We start from the raw sequence: 12938 nt of genomic DNA, 5'->3' as shown, positions 1-12938 counted from the left end.
GTCAGGGCGCCGCCACGGCCTGCCACCAGCCGTCGGCCGGGGAGGGGTCGTCCACGTCGACGCGCTCGCCCGGCCGGGGCACGGCCAGCCGTACGTCCTTGGCCTTGGCCTCCCGCCACAGCCGGTCCACCGGCTCGGACCAGGAGTGGCCCGACAGGCTGAACGTGCCCCAGTGGACCGGGATGAGCACCCCGCCGCGCAGGTCGAGGTGCGCGGCCACGGCCTCCTCCGGCGTCATGTGGATGTCCGGCCAGGCCGGGCTGTAGGCGCCGATCTGGATCAACGTCAGGTCGAAGGGGCCGTGGGCCGCGCCGATCACCGCGTAGCCGTCGAAGTAGCCGGTGTCGCCGGAGTAGAACACCCGCCGCTTGCGGCCCGCCACCACCCACGAACTCCACAGCGTCGGATTGCGGCGCAGCGACCGGCCGGAGAAGTGCCGGGCGGCGGTCGCGGTGAAGCGCAGCCCGCCGAGCGTGGCGTGCTCGTCCCAGTCGAGTTCGACGATCCGGGAGGCGGGCACGCCCCACCGCTCCAGGTGCGCGCCGACGCCGAGCGGCACGACGAACGGCACCGCGCGGGTGCGGGTGAGGGTGCGGATCGTCGGCATGTCGAGGTGGTCGTAGTGGTCGTGCGAGATGACCACGGCGTCGAGGTGCGGCAGGCGTTCGATCGGGACCGGCATCGGATGGATCCGGCGCGGGCCGAACAGCGGCACCGGGGTGCAGCGGTCGCTCCACACCGGGTCGAACAGCACCCGGCGGCCCTCGATCTCCACGAGCGTCGTCGAGTGGCCGAGCCAGGTGGCCTGCAGCCCGCCGGATGGCGCCACCGGGCCGCTCTGCGGCGTCACCACGGGGACGGGCACGGTCGGCCTGCGCCGCCGCCGGCCGAACAGCATCTCGCGCACGGCCCGGCCGCCCGCGCCCCGCGGCACGATCGCGGCGGGCATGGGATTGCGGAAGGCGGCTCCGGCGTACCGTGGCGACCTGCGGACCCGCGCCGCCCGTGCGCCCGCGGGCGAGGCGCCGAGCGCCGCGCGGATGTCCCATGCCGCCCGAGCCCCGGCGGCCGCGGCCAGCATCGCCGCCGTCGCCAGCATCCCCCGGACGAACCGCACCCGGTTCCCCTCCATCGACAGCCCTCCAGCGATCAGCAAAAGACGCGATATATCGACACTAGCCAACCGTTCCGGCCGCCATGCGTCGTGATCATGAGCGGTTCACGAGGCCGGTGTCCCCGGCATCCAGACGATCCCGGCGAACCGCCCGGTCTTGTGCTCGCGCCGATGGGAGTACAGCTCGGGTGACTCGATCGTGCAGCGGTCGTCGTGCCGGATGTCGGTGATCCCGGCCGCGGCGAGCCGGGCGGCGATGCCCGCGCGCAGGTCGAGCGCGGGCGTGCCCCAGCTCGTCGTGGACCACGTCTCGGGGAGCACCGACGCGCCCTGCTCGCGCATCTCGGCGGGGACCTCGTAGCAGCGCCCGCACGCCGCCGGTCCGATGATCGCCGTGGCCCGCGACAGGTCGGCGCCGAGGCGGGCCATCTCCCCGGCCAGTGCGGTGACCACCCCGCCGAGCGTGCCGGGGCGTCCCGAGTGGGCCGCGCCGATCACGCCGTTCACCGGGTCGGCCACCAGTACGCCCGCGCAGTCCGCGCCGAGGACCCCGAGCGCGATCCCGGGCCGGTCGGTCACCACGCCGTCGGCGTCCGGCGGGTCGCCGGTGAACGGCCCGCTCACGTAGGCGATGTCGGTGCCGTGCACCTGGTTGGGGAAGACCAGCAGGCCGGGGCCGATGCCCAGCTCGGCCTCGGTCCGGGCGCGGTTCTGCGCGACCGCCTCGGCGGAGTCGCCCACATGGACGCCGAGGTTCCTGCTGCCGTACGGCGCGGTGCTGACGCCGCCGTGCCTGTCGGTGTACGCCATGCGGACGCGTCCGCCACCGATCGTGATCACGGGGTCATCCTCTCCCAGCCGTGACGCGGCTGTACAGCTCGGCCGTCCGGGCGGCGATGGTGGTCCAGGAGAAGTGCTCCACCGCGCGGGCGCGCCCGGCCCGGCCCAGTTCGGCGGCCCGCGCCGGGTCGCCGAGCAGCGCGTTGATCCGCTCTGCCAGGCCGGCGGCGAACCGTTCTGGGTCGTGCGGGGTGCCGTCGGCCGCCTGGTCGACGGGCACCAGCAGGCCGGTGACCCCGTCGTCCACCACCTCGGGGATGCCGCCGGTCGCGGTGGCCACGACGGCGGTCTCGCAGGCCATCGCCTCCAGGTTGACGATCCCCATCGGCTCATAGACCGAGGGGCAGACGAAGACGGTGGCGTGGGAGATGATCTGGATCACCTCGCGGCGCGGCAGCATCTCCGAGATCCACACGACGCCCTGCCGGTCCAGCCCGGCCACCAGCGCGGCGACCTCGGCGGCCAGCTCCGGGGTGTCCGGCGCGCCCGCGCACAGTACGAGCTGGGCGTCGCCGGCCAGTTCGCGCGCCGCGCGCAGCAGGTGGACCAGGCCCTTCTGCCGGGTGATCCGGCCGACGAACACCGCGTAGGGGCGGCGGGGGTCGATGCCGTGCCGGGCGAGGGCGTCGGTGCCCTCGTCCCTGGCGTACTCGGCGGTGTCGATGCCGTTGTGGATCACCGTCACCTTTTCCGGTGGTATCTCCGGATAGGTGGCGAGGACGTCCCTGCGCATGCCCGCGGACACCGCCACCACGGCGTCCGCCGCGAGCAGCGCCGTGCGCTCGGCCCACGACGACAGCGCGTAGCCCCCGCCGAGCTGCTCGGCCTTCCACGGGCGCAGCGGCTCCAGGCTGTGCGTGGTGACCACGTGCGCCGCGCCGTACAGCAGCTTGGCCAGGTGCCCGGCCAGGTTGGCGTACCAGGTGTGGCTGTGCACCACGTCGGCGCCCTGGCATCCGGCGGCCATCTCCAGGTCCACGCCGAGCACCTGGAGGGCCGCGTTGGCCCCGGCCAGGCCGGACGGCACCCGGTAGGCGTCCACCCCGGCCCCGGCGCGCGGGTCGCCGAAGCAGCGCACCCGCAGGTCGACCCGCCCGCGCAGCTCCCTGGCCAGGTACTCCACGTGGACACCGGCCCCGCCGTACACCTCGGGGGGATACTCCCTGCTCAGCAGATCGACACGCATGGCACCAAACCCTATGTGACCGCGGCTCATGAGATCATGTCGGACGGGTTTGAGTGAGGGTCGGAGGGTAATCGTCCTGGCTATGACAACGCCCCGCGTTCTTGCGATCGTGCTCGCCGGTGGCGAGGGCAAGCGGCTGATGCCGCTCACCGCCGACCGGGCGAAGCCCGCGGTGCCGTTCGGGGGGATCTACCGGCTGGTCGACTTCGTGTTGTCCAACCTGGCCAACGGGCACTTCCTGAAGATCGTCGTGCTGACGCAGTACAAGAACCACAGCCTGGACCGGCACATCTCGCGCACCTGGCGGATGTCGGCCATGCTGGGCAACTACGTCACGCCGGTCCCGGCCCAGCAGCGGCTGGGGCCGCAGTGGTTCGCCGGGTCGGCGGACGCGCTGTTCCAGAACCTCAACCTGATCTACGACGAGCTGCCCGAGCACGTGATCGTGTTCGGCGCCGACCACATCTACCGGATGGATCCCCGGCAGATGGTCGAGCAGCATGTGGAGAGCGGCGCCGACGTGACGGTGGCGGCGATCCGGCAGCCGCTGACGATGGCCGACCAGTTCGGTGTGATCGAGACCGATCCGGCCGGGCGCAGGATCGGGGCGTTCCGGGAGAAGCCGATCGACGCGGCGGGGCTGCCCGACGCGCCGGACCAGATCTACGCGTCGATGGGCAACTACGTCTTCCGTACGCAGCCGTTGATCGACGCGCTACGGGAGGACGCCCTCGATCCCACGAGTCGGCACGACATCGGGGGAAATATCATCCCAATGATGGTCAAGTCGGGCGGGGCGGAGGTCTACGACTTCGCCGACAACGTGGTGCCCGGCTCCACCGAACGCGACCGCGGCTACTGGCGCGACGTCGGCACCCTGGACGCCTACTACGACGCCCACCTCGACCTCATCTCCGCCCACCCCGTCTTCAACCTCTACAACGACCGCTGGCCCATCTACACCGGCCACGACCCGCTGCCGCCCGCCAAGTTCGTCCACAACGAGGGCGACCGCGTCGGCCGGGCCCTGGACTCCCTCGTCTCCCCCGGCGTCATCGTCTCCGGCGGCACGGCGGTCCGCTCGATCCTCTCCCCGCGCGTCGTGCTCCACTCCCACTCCCTGGTCGAGGAGTCGGTGCTGATGGACAGCGTCACCGTGGGCAGGGGCGCGATGATCCGCCGCGCCATCATCGACAAGAACGTCATCATCCCCGACGGCGCTCGCATCGGCTACGACCTCGACCACGACCGCTCCCGCTTCGCAGTCACCCGCCAGGGCGTCGTCGTCATAGCCAAGAACGAGGTCGTCGAACACTGAACCTGTTCATTGCGACGCTGGCGCGTCGCGGCTCGGGCGCTGGTAACCGGCGCGCTTCCCTCGTCGCTCATCCGCTCGTCCCTCGCTCCTTCGACTCCTCAGTCCAGGGCACCGGCGCGCCCTCACGGGCCCCTTCGGCTCCTCAGTCCAGGGCACCGGCGCGCCCTCGCGGGCTCCTTCGGCTCCTCGGTCCAGGGGACCGGCGCGCCCTCGCGGGCTCCTTACTCCTGAGTCCTGGGGGTGGGGAGGGGGGCGGGGGTGTGGTCGTAGAGCCAGGCGGTGGTGCGTTCGTAGATGCGGCCGAAGAAGAACGGCATGAACAGTTCGCGGAGGCGGGCGGCCAGGGGGCCGGCGGTTTTGGCGTCGCGGTTGGTGGTGGCGACCTTGACCAGGCGGTGGGTGCGGTCGTGGCGTACCGCGTCGAACTCGGCGAGGGCCGCCGGTACGTCGGAGGCCGTGGCGAGGGCGTGGGCGAGCGCGACCGCGTCCTCGATCGCCATGGAGGCGCCCTGACCCGCGCCCACCGGGTGGGCCGCGTCTCCGACGAGGACCGTCCGGCCGTCCTGGCGGCGCTCGACCGGGGGCAGGACGTGCAGCAGGGTCGCCGCGTCCACCTTCGCGGCGCCTCGTAGGACGGCGGTCGCCGACGCTTCCGGGAACAGCGCGGCCAGTTCGCCGAGCCCGATCGCGCGCAGGTCGGCCGGCGGCTCGGCGGCGGCGACCTGGGCCGCCCACCACACCGTGCCGTCCGGCGCGGGCAGGTGGATGAACGCCCCCCGGCGGGCGAAGAGCATGTTGAAGCCGGGCGCGAGGGCGGTGACGCCCCTGGCGACGCCGGAGCAGGAGTAGATGCCCGCGTAGGCGGGGCCGGGCGACGCGGGGTTAGAGTCTTGCGGGTCGCCGACCAGATGCCGTCCGCGAGCACCTGGACATCGCCTGGCGCCTGATGCGCGAGGACCGCCCGGTCGCGGTCGCGCTGATGGAGTCGGCGATGGCCGCGGGCCCGGCCAGCGGGGGAGATGTGGCGGCGGCTGACGGACGAGACCGAGATCCTGCGCGACCACCTGGAACACCTGCGCGCGACCGGACGCCCGCTGCCCGGTGACCCCGAACTGATCGCCGCGGCGCTGGGAGCGATGCTGACGATGCTGGCGTACGCGCTGGTCCCCGGCGACTCCGGGCCCGGGTATTCGCACGACGAGGTCGTGGACGGCCTCACCGACCTGCTGCTGCACGGCCTGGCGGGACCGCCCGGGGCTAGATGATCCGTTTACGCCACCTGGGCTCGACGATGCTCCATTCGTCCTCCCACTCGCGCAGCGTGCGGCGCTCCACCAGCGCCCGCACCCCCAGCAGGGCCAGCCACAGCAGCGCCGCCGCGCCGATGGGGAAGGAGATCGCCATCATCACCGCCGACAGCGGCGTGAAGCGGTTCGGCCGGTTGTCGCCGACGGGCGTGCCGGACGCGTCGACCCTGATCGCGACGTCCTGCCCGGCGCGCCAGACGGCGGCGGCCGGGATCGTGCCCTGGCGGACCGAGCCGTCCGGGGCCGTCCAGCGGGCCTGCGCGAAACCGGCCCCGGCCGGCCGTCCGGGCGAGGCGGCCGGCGGTGGGTTCATCATCGCGGGGTCCGTGAGCAGCCGGGCCGTCGCCGGATAGGAGGACTTCGCCTCGTGCTGGGCCGCCCGCTGATGGGCCTGGTAGGTGCCGGTCGCCACGATGATCCCGGCCACGACCGACATGACGAGGCCGATGAGCGCCGCCACCCGGCCCGCCGCCTCTATGCGGTCCCATCGGCGGCGCAGCGGGTTGGGGCCGAGGCCGAGCCAGCGGCCCAGGCGCACGATCGCGTTCTGCGACATCTCCACCACCCCAACGATCCCCCTACCACGCCAGCGCGCTTTTACTCCTACCACGCTTTCAATACCTTGGGTAATGGATCACGCACAATCGGTAGGCTGCCCCGGTCATGTCACATGTCATGTCGACGAGGAGGGGGACTCTGGTGTGCGAACACCGATCGACGGCGAGGCGGCTGGGCGGCGTCCTGGCGGTGGCGGGGGTGGTGTGGACCTCGGCGGGCTGCGGTCCCGCGGCGGGCCCGGCGGCGACTCCCGGAACGGGCGCGAAGGCGCCGGCCGGCGCCGCCCTGCACGCGGAGCGCCCCGCGGGCGTGCCCGAGGGCTTCAAGCGGGTCGGTGACGCCACCAACGGCGTGACCGTCTCGGTGCCACGCGAGTGGGCCACGCTCGACCTCGGCACCGACGACCTGGACAAGGGCCTCGCCGCCGCGGGCCTGTCCGGGCGCGCGATACGGGAGGCGAAGAGCAGCCTGCGCGACCTGGCGGCGGGCAACGCGGTGTGGGCCTCCGACCCCGCGTCGATCCGGCGTTCGGCCACCCGGTTCGCCACCAACCTCAACGGCTTCTGCCGTCCCGGCGGCGCGGTGGCCGCCGACGACCTGATCAACGTGGCCAAGGACCGGCTGCACCGGCTCGACGCCACGGTGACCGAGGCCGGGGAGGTGCCGCTCGACCAGGGCAGAGGGGTGCGGATCGTCTACATGTTCGCGTCCGGCGGGGTGCGGGTGCACGGCACCCAGTACTACGTGCCCGGCGCGGGCAAGACCTGCATCGTCACGCTCAGCACCGACCAGCAGGACCGCCAGCCGCTGTTCGACCGGATCGGCAGGACCGTCCGGCCGGTCTGATCACTCCGTCGGCGCGGGCCGTTCTGCGTTATCGTTCGCGCTGTGCGTAGATCGCGACGGTTCTGGCGATTGACCCCGGCCGAGCGTCAGGTCTGGAACGCCTATCCCACGGGGGAATGGGTGGATTTCCGGGTCGGCGACCGGGAACGTGATGACCCGGCGTCCGGCGACGGCTGGGGTCCGGAGCGGACGGTCCGCGCGGACCTGCTGGTGGCGCTGCTGCTCGGCGTCCGCGACCCCGAGCCGGGGCGTACCGCGGGCCTGCGGCTCGCCGGGGCGCGGATCACGGGCTCGCTCGACCTGTCCGACGCCACCGTCACCGCCAAGGTGCACCTGCTCAACTGCCACCTGGCGGACCCGGTCGATCTCACCGACATCACCGCCCACGGCATCCGGCTGCGCGGCTGCGACGTCCACCGGGTGCGCGCCGCGCGGGCCACCGTCGAGGGGCTGTTCGAGCTGGACGGATCGCACATCCACCGCGGCGTACGGCTCGACAACGCCCACGTCACCGGGCAGTTACGGATGTCGCACACGCGGATCACCGCCCCGCTGCGGCGCGGGCAGGGCAAGAACCACAAGTTCGACGTCCGGCGGCCGATGTCGCCGGGCGAGCTGGAAGAGCGCGGCTACACCACCGACACCTGGGCGGTGTGGGCGGGCGGCCTCACCGTGGACGGCGGCGCGTTCATGCGCGGGCTCCACGCCGCGGGCGGCCTGCGGCTGATCGGCGCGCGGTTCAACGGCGGCCTGTACCTGCGCGGGGCCGAGGTCACCAGCGTGCGCTCGATCGCGGTCAACGGCGATCACCTGCAGGCGACCACGGTCGAGTTCAACAACGGCTTCAAGGCCGAGGGCACGGTACGGCTGCGCGGCGCGCGGATCGACGGCGTGCTGTCCTTCCACGCGTCCACGGTGCGCGCCCCCGGCCAGATCGTCCTGCACCTCAGCCACGCGCAGGTGGACGAGGTGGTCCTGACGCCCGCCTCCCTGCAGGGCACGATCAACCTGGGCTACTCCCGGTTCGGCGTGCTGCTCGACCAGCCGGACGCCTACGACGGCGACGTCCGCCTCAACGGGCTGGTCTATGAGTCGCTGCGCGGCGACTGGGCCGTGGCCGACCGGCTGCGCTGGCTGCGCAGGTCCGCCAACGGGTACCGGCCGCAGCCGTATGAGCAACTGGCGGGCTGGTACCGCAGGATCGGCCACGAACCGGACGCGCGGCGGGTGCTGCTGGCCAAGCAGCGCGAGCGCCGCGGCACGCTGCGGCTGCCCGGCCGGACCTGGGGACGCCTGCTCGACGCCATGGTCGGGTACGGCTACCGGCCCTGGCTGGCCGCGGTGTGGGCGGCGTTGCTGCTGGTCACCGGCATGGCCGTGTTCCACCTGATCCCACCCGCCAAGATCGACACGGAGGAGGTGCGGCACTTCGACCCGTTCGTCTACACCCTGGACCTGCTGGTCCCGGTGAGCGTGTTCGAGCAGCGGGGGGCCTGGGAGCCGGTCGGCTGGACGCTCTGGCTGGCCAACCTGCTGATCGTGGCGGGATGGGTGCTGGCCACGGCGCTGATCGCGGGCGCGACGCGGGTGCTACGCCCGGTCGCCTCCTCCTGACCGGTCCTCCCCTTCCCATGGGCCATCGCCGGCCACGATGCGGAAGCGGGGCACCGCCTCGGGGTGCGCGCGGCGGATGTAGCCGAGCAGGTGCTCGCGGGCGTCGCACTTGAGGTCCCAGGCGCTGGCCGAGTCGGCGGCGCTCATCAGCGCGCGCAGTTCGACCAGGCCGTTCGGCAGCAGGTCGGTGACCTGGAGGGTCCAGTCCTTCTGGTCCCACAGCGGGTGCTCGCGCAGGAAGTGGTACAGCTCGGTGCGCAGTTCCTCCACCGGGACCGTCCATTCCACGCGGATGTAGACGTGGCCGATCACCCGGCTGCCGTGCCGGGTCCAGTTCTCGAAGGGGTTCTGGGTGAAGTAGGACACCGGGAGTACCAGCCGGCGTTCGTCCCACAGCCGCAGCACCACGTACGTGAGCGTCAGCTCCTCGATCCGGCCCCACTCCCCGCGGACGACCACCACGTCGTCCAGCCTGATCGCGTCGCTGAACGCGAGTTGCAGCCCGGCGAACAGGTTGCCCAGCGTGGACTGGGCGGCGATGCCCGCCACCACGCCGACGATGCCGGCCGAGGCGAGCAGCCCGGCGCCCAGCGCGCGCACCGAGGGGAAGGTGAACAGCATCGCGCCGAGCGCCACCACGATGACCACCGCGGCGGCGACCCGGCGCACCAGCGTGATCTGGGTGCGGATGCGGCGGGCGCGCCGGTTGCCGTCGCCCTCCACCGCCATCAGCCGGTCGAGCACGACATCGGTGATGGCGTACGCGGCCTGGATGACCAGCCAGGTCACGCAGCCGATGGTGAGCAGCGCGAGGGCGCGGTCCAGGAGTTCGACCCAGGGCGGCGGGGTGGGCGCCCGCCGGTCCACGGTCGGTTCGTAGACCAGGTTGGCGGCGACCACCGCCGCGGTCGCGAAACCCGGCCAGGTGCACCGCCGCACCAGTGGTTCGGCGAGCCCCCAGCGCGGTCCGATGAGCCGCGACTTCAGCACGCGGCGGACGATCTCCACTGCCGCCACCGCCACGGCGACGGCCACCACCAGGCCGAGCAGGTTCGGTACTGCGGACACGCTATAAGCCCCCTTTACGACACTCCTACCACTGTGCCGCATAGCGGGAAAGCGATCTCAAAGGGTTTTAGTGGCGGCGTGCGCAGCAGCCCCAGGAGATCGTGTTCGCGTGGATCGTGTCGGGCCTGTTGAGCAGGCCCAGGTCGCGCAGCGCGGCGCGGGTCCTGCGGGTCTCGCCGCCCAGCCACTGCGCGAACCCGTCGCCGCCGAGGTGGTGCCGGACCCATCCGTGCGTACGGCAGGCCCGCCGCCAGCGGGCCGAGGACTGCAGATGGTCGCAGACCGCGACCGCCGCCGCCCGCTCGGACGCGCTCATCCCCGCGGGGCCGAGCAGCCCGCACCAGTCGGCGTAGTCGACCCGTACGCCGCAGTCCAGCAGGCTCGGCGCGTCGATCCCCTCGACCGGCGCGGCCGAGGAGACCGCGAGCGCCCTGGCCGCGCCGGAGGACAGCCGTGCCGCCCACTGGCGCACCGGGCCGATGCCCGCCGCGACCCGCCCGCCGAGCACGGCCGCGGCGGCCTGTCCCGGGTCGCCGTAGGCGGCGTACTGGACGCGCCTGGCGTCCACCCCGAGCCCCTGGGCGATCATGCCGAACAGCACGTGCTCGGCCCCGCCCATCGGCCCGCCCGCCACCACCAGGGCGGCGGCGTCACCGCGCAGCACGGCGGCGAACTCCTCGAACCCCCGCAACCTGGACGCCCGGGAGACGACCAGGACCTCCCGCTCGCCGAGCAGCCGGGCCAGCGGCGTGGCGTGGGCGAGGATCTCGCCGGAGTCGTCCATCTCGGCCGCGCTCAGCATCGGCACCCCGGCGAGCAGCCAGCGCGCCCCCGTCCCTCCGCCGGGGGCGGCCAGCGGCGTCGCCCCGGTGCGGTCGCCGCCGAGTGCCGCCGTGGCCACCGCGGCGGCGGCGCCGTGCCGGCAGTCCACACGGACGTCGCGGACCAGCCCGTCCTCGCGCAGCGTCCAGGCGATGGCCCGGGCGATCCGCTCCCAGGACGGACCGGCGGCGGTCGAGGCGACGACGGAGACCCGCGCGAGGGGGGCGCGTGACGTACGGCCGGCGGCGCAGCCCGCGAGCCCCGCGCCGCTCCCGGCCGCCGCGACCGCGGCCCCGAGCGCGAGAAACCGCCGCCGGCGCATCGCACCCTCCCCCAGCAGGCCCCCGACCAGTAAGGCTCCTAATCTCTCATTACCCAATGCCGCCAAACCATCACAAGGAGCGACGCATCCTGCTATGCCGGATCCGCCACCGATCCGGTCACTCCACGGTGACGCTCTTGGCGAGGTTGCGCGGCTTGTCCACGTCGCGGTCCAGCGCCACCGCCGCGTGGTAGGCCAGGAGCTGGAGCGGGATGGTGAGCAGGATCGGGTCCAGCTCGACCTCGTTCTTCGGCACCACCACGCAGTCGTCGGCCAGCCGGGGATCGGCTGCGCGGTGCCCGACCATCAGCACCCGGCCGCCGCGCGCGCGGATCTCGCCGAGCGTGGTGAGGTTCTTGTCCAGCAGTTCGTCGTCGGGGACGATCGCGACGGTCGGCATGTCGGGGCCGATCAGCGCGAGCGGGCCGTGCTTCAGCTCGCTCGCCGGGTACGCCTCGGCGTGCACGTAGGAGATCTCCTTGAGCTTCTGCGCCCCCTCGCGGGCCACCGGGTAGCCGCGCACCCTGCCGACGAACATCATCCCCGTGTGGTCGGCGTACTTGCGGGCCAGCCCGGCGATCTCGTCGTCCTTGGCCAGGATCTCCTCGATCTGGGCGGGCAGCCGGCGCAGGCCCTCGCAGATGCGCCGCCCGTCGGCGGGCGACAGGTCATGCACCCGGCCGAAGTGCAGCGCGAGCAGCGCGAAGGCGACCGCGGTGGAGGTGAACGCCTTGGTGGAGGCCACCGACACCTCGGGCCCGGCGTGCAGGTAGATCCCGCCGTCGCACTCGCGGGCGATGGCGCTGCCCACCGTGTTGACGATGCCGAGCACCCTGCCGCCCTTGCGCTTCAGCTCCTGCACGGCGGCGAGGGTGTCGTACGTCTCGCCGGACTGGCTGATCGCGACGTAGAGGGTGTCGTGCTCGACGACCGGGTTGCGGTAGCGGAACTCGCTGGCCGGTTCGGCGTCGGCCGGGATGCGCGCCAGCTCCTCCACGAGCTGGGCGCCGATCTGGCCGGAGTAGTACGCCGACCCGCAGCCGATGATCTTCACCCGGCGGAACGCGCGGGTCTCGTGCGGGGTGAGGTTGAGCCCGCCCAGGTGGGCGATGTGGAACCGGTCGTCGACCCGGCCGCGCAGGGTGCGCGCGACGGTCTCGGGCTGCTCGGAGATCTCCTTGAGCAGGTAGTGCTCGTAGCCGCCGGTGTCGTAGTGACCGGCGTCCCAGTCGACGGTGAGCGGCTCCTTGGCGGTCTCGGTGGCGTCCATGGTGAAGGTGTGGAAGCCGTCGGCCCTGATCGTCGCCAGCTCGCCGTCCTCCAGGTGGACGACCTGGCGGGTGTACCGGACCAGCGCGGCCACGTCGGAGGCGGCGAACATCTCCTTCTCGCCGATGCCGAGCACGATCGGGCTGCCGTTGCGGGCGACGACGACCTCGCCGGGGCGCTCGGCGTCCAGCACGGCTATGCCGTACGTGCCGACGACGCGCTTGAGCGCGGTGCGGACCGCCTCCTCCAGGGAGTCGGTGTCCTTGACGGTACGGGCGATCAGGTGCGCCAGCACCTCGGAGTCGGTCTCGGAGGTGAAGGTCGCCCCGTCCACGGTGAGCTTGGCGCGCAGTTCGTCGGCGTTCTCGATGATGCCGTTGTGCACGACCGCGACCCGCTCGGCGCCGTCCACGTGCGGGTGGGCGTTGACGTCGCTGGGCACGCCGTGGGTGGCCCAGCGGGTGTGCCCGATGCCGACACCGCCCCGGAAGCGCGCGGGCACGACGGCGGCCAGGTCGGCGACCCGGCCTTTGACCTTACGGGTGCGCAGGGTCTTGTTGACGATGGCGAGACCGGCCGAGTCATATCCCCGGTACTCCAGCCGCTGCAACCCCTCCAGCAGGATCGGCGCCGCATCCTTGGATCCGACATAGGCCACAATTCCGCACATCGAG

The 12938-nt window shown here is 72.8% G+C and carries 12 protein-coding genes; 4 read left to right on the top strand and 8 right to left on the bottom strand.

Annotation, left to right across the window (positions count from 1 at the left end):
- Position 1: 1 nt before the first annotated feature.
- The 3 genes from DP939_RS30800 to glgA all read right to left on the bottom strand — a co-directional run bounded on the left by DP939_RS30800 (position 2) and on the right by glgA (position 3140).
- Complete coding sequence (locus DP939_RS30800; RefSeq protein WP_113984339.1) at positions 2-1132, bottom strand: MBL fold metallo-hydrolase; 1131 nt, start codon at positions 1130-1132, stop codon at positions 2-4.
- Positions 1133-1219: 87 nt separating this feature from the next.
- Positions 1220-1954, bottom strand: coding sequence for a peptidoglycan editing factor PgeF (gene pgeF, locus DP939_RS30795; RefSeq protein WP_318656330.1), 735 nt, complete (start codon positions 1952-1954; stop codon positions 1220-1222).
- Positions 1955-1958: 4 nt separating this feature from the next.
- A complete protein-coding gene (gene glgA, locus DP939_RS30790; RefSeq protein ID WP_113984338.1) occupies positions 1959-3140 on the bottom strand; it encodes a glycogen synthase in 1182 nt (393 codons plus the stop codon).
- A gap of 82 nt (positions 3141-3222) precedes the next feature.
- Here glgA and glgC point away from each other — a divergent pair, with 82 nt between their 5' ends.
- Positions 3223-4458, top strand: a complete 1236-nt coding sequence (gene glgC, locus DP939_RS30785) for a glucose-1-phosphate adenylyltransferase (protein ID WP_113984337.1) — start codon at positions 3223-3225, stop codon at positions 4456-4458.
- A 221-nt stretch (positions 4459-4679) separates the two neighbouring features.
- Here glgC and DP939_RS30780 read toward each other — a convergent pair whose 3' ends face one another.
- Entirely contained in the window at positions 4680-5252 is a 573-nt protein-coding gene (locus DP939_RS30780) for an FAD-dependent monooxygenase (RefSeq protein WP_113984336.1), read from the bottom strand.
- A 225-nt stretch (positions 5253-5477) separates the two neighbouring features.
- On the opposite strand from DP939_RS30780, the gene DP939_RS30775 reads away from it, so the two are divergent.
- Entirely contained in the window at positions 5478-5723 is a 246-nt protein-coding gene (locus tag DP939_RS30775) for a hypothetical protein (protein ID WP_113984335.1), read from the top strand.
- Here DP939_RS30775 and DP939_RS30770 read toward each other — a convergent pair.
- A complete protein-coding gene (locus DP939_RS30770) occupies positions 5716-6321 on the bottom strand; it encodes an Rv1733c family protein (protein WP_450097547.1) in 606 nt (201 codons plus the stop codon). The two genes, DP939_RS30775 and DP939_RS30770, sit on opposite strands and share 8 nt — an antisense overlap.
- 143 nt (positions 6322-6464) lie before the next feature.
- On the opposite strand from DP939_RS30770, the gene DP939_RS30765 reads away from it, so the two are divergent.
- Entirely contained in the window at positions 6465-7169 is a 705-nt protein-coding gene (locus DP939_RS30765; RefSeq protein WP_113984333.1) for a hypothetical protein, read from the top strand.
- A gap of 42 nt (positions 7170-7211) precedes the next feature.
- Complete coding sequence (locus DP939_RS30760; protein ID WP_147268201.1) at positions 7212-8783, top strand: oxidoreductase; 1572 nt, start codon at positions 7212-7214, stop codon at positions 8781-8783.
- Here DP939_RS30760 and DP939_RS30755 read toward each other — a convergent pair.
- The 3 genes from DP939_RS30755 to glmS form a co-directional block, all read right to left on the bottom strand.
- The gene (locus DP939_RS30755) at positions 8760-9851 is read right to left on the bottom strand and encodes a mechanosensitive ion channel family protein (protein WP_225878606.1); all 1092 of its coding nucleotides are present in this window, start codon (positions 9849-9851) and stop codon (positions 8760-8762) included. The genes DP939_RS30760 and DP939_RS30755 overlap by 24 nt on opposite strands.
- Before the next feature lie 67 nt (positions 9852-9918).
- Positions 9919-10995, bottom strand: coding sequence for a type 2 periplasmic-binding domain-containing protein (locus DP939_RS30750; protein WP_113984330.1), 1077 nt, complete (start codon positions 10993-10995; stop codon positions 9919-9921).
- Between the two features lie 118 nt (positions 10996-11113).
- The gene (gene glmS, locus DP939_RS30745; protein ID WP_113984329.1) at positions 11114-12934 is read right to left on the bottom strand and encodes a glutamine--fructose-6-phosphate transaminase (isomerizing); all 1821 of its coding nucleotides are present in this window, start codon (positions 12932-12934) and stop codon (positions 11114-11116) included.
- Positions 12935-12938: the final 4 nt, after the last annotated feature.

It is taken from the genome of Spongiactinospora rosea, assembly GCF_003315795.1.
GTDB lineage: Bacteria > Actinomycetota > Actinomycetes > Streptosporangiales > Streptosporangiaceae > Spongiactinospora > Spongiactinospora rosea.
The sequence above is the reverse complement of the archived record's forward strand: the minus strand, read 5'-3'. Positions and strand labels throughout refer to the sequence as shown.